1 protein-coding gene is annotated in these 1,643 nt (G+C 43.5%); it reads right to left on the bottom strand.

What is annotated here, in order from left to right:
• Positions 1-430: 430 nt before the first annotated feature.
• Complete coding sequence (locus tag JX312_RS13290) at positions 431-1,513, bottom strand: IS110 family transposase (RefSeq protein WP_204458395.1); 1,083 nt, start codon at positions 1,511-1,513, stop codon at positions 431-433.
• Positions 1,514-1,643 lie beyond the last annotated feature (130 nt).

The following is a 1,643-nucleotide window of genomic DNA, read 5'->3' on the forward strand; positions in this document are numbered from 1 at the left end:
GGAGCATAGCGGGCTTCTATGTTGCTGTACAAATGATTTGCAGATTTTAACACTTATTTAACACGACTCTCCACAACTTCTATTAATTTTGCAGTCAGAGGGTTGAAGAGGAAACAGGCTCTGCTGGGGAGCAACCTGTCAGCAATAGACCCTTCGCGTTACGCCGTAACGGATATGGGGCTGAGCTTTCTCAGTCCCTTTTTCTGTATGGACAAGTATATCGTTCAGCAGAGCGTTACGGCTTTCGCCCTATGGCTAAGAAAACCCATACAGAAAAAATCTTAACCGACAACCTTCAATAAGCGGACACAAATTGCCGCAGTTTCCTGTTTCAGTGGTAAGAAAAATAATCCGCATACTATGAAAAGCAGACCAAAGGCTGCAAGCTCGCTATTGCGGTATTATATACTGGTTGTCAGTAAGAAATTCTTTATTGTACGACAGCCTTGACATACGGCTTTCGTGTTCTGAGGACACATGCGACTCTGTTGAGAAGCTTGCGTCCGATTCTTATTATGGCCTTGTTTGGTTCCATTCTAGAAACAAGTTTTGTGTATGCAAGAGTCAAAGCCGGATCCTGTCGTATCGCAGACCATGCGCTTTCTATAAACATGGTTCGTAGACGGTGGTTGCTTCGTGAGGTGACCCCGATTGCAATATCCTTTTCCCCTGTTGATCTTGTATCGGGGACAAAACCCACAAATGATGCCAGATGATCGTTGCTTGCGAATCTTGAGATGTCCCCGGCCTCCAACAGGAAGGTGGCGGCGGTAAGAAACCCTATGCCCGGAATGGACATCAAAAGCTTGTATGAATCTTGATATCGGGGTTGCGTCATGATTTTTCTGAGTTCCCGTGTGGCCTTTAAAATCTGATTGTGGATAAACCGCAGGTTCTCTATCTGGATGAGAAGAGAGCGTCCTCCCTCATAAGGCAATGAGGACGCTTCATTCTCTATCCACGACACGAAATTTCTTGACCAGTGTGTGCCCGGTTTTTCAAATGTGTCAGGATATCGTATGCCTTTGACATAAAGCAGTGATTTTATGCGCATCTTTGTCTGTACGCACATCTTCACATGTGTCATTCTTGTTCTCAGGACCTCCCTGTCGGAAATTTCCTGTTCCGATGGCACATGTATTGCAGAAAGCTCTCCCTTGCTTAGATTCCGCGCTATCTTGGACGAGTCTGTAGAATCTGTTTTCCTCATTCGCTCCTTAGAAGTGTCACTTATGTCGGCGGCATTGAATACGATATTGTTGATTCCATGTCGCAATAACTCATAATGGACAGAAAAACCGCAGAAGCCCGATTCATACGCAGAATAATATGTACCACCAGGATAGTTTGTTTCAAGATGGCTTTTCAGCACGGCTGCTGATGGAGTTTGCGAGAAAGGCTTGATTTTCAATCCTCCGACATAAACACAGACATTCCAACTTTTAAGATGGACATCAATTCCTATATAGATATTTTGTCCTTTGAAATTTAATTTGTTACTTTGTACCGGCATATGTTTATCGTTAGTTTGTTATTCCCTTTACAAAATTAAAACTAACGGGGCATATGCCCTTATTTTTAAAGACTTTGTTTTAGCCGCGCATCGTTAGTTCCGCTTTGCGAATGCAAACATAGGAACTATG

This window comes from Barnesiella sp. CU968, assembly GCF_905219685.1.
Classification (GTDB): Bacteria; Bacteroidota; Bacteroidia; order Bacteroidales; family Muribaculaceae; genus Lepagella; species Lepagella muris_A.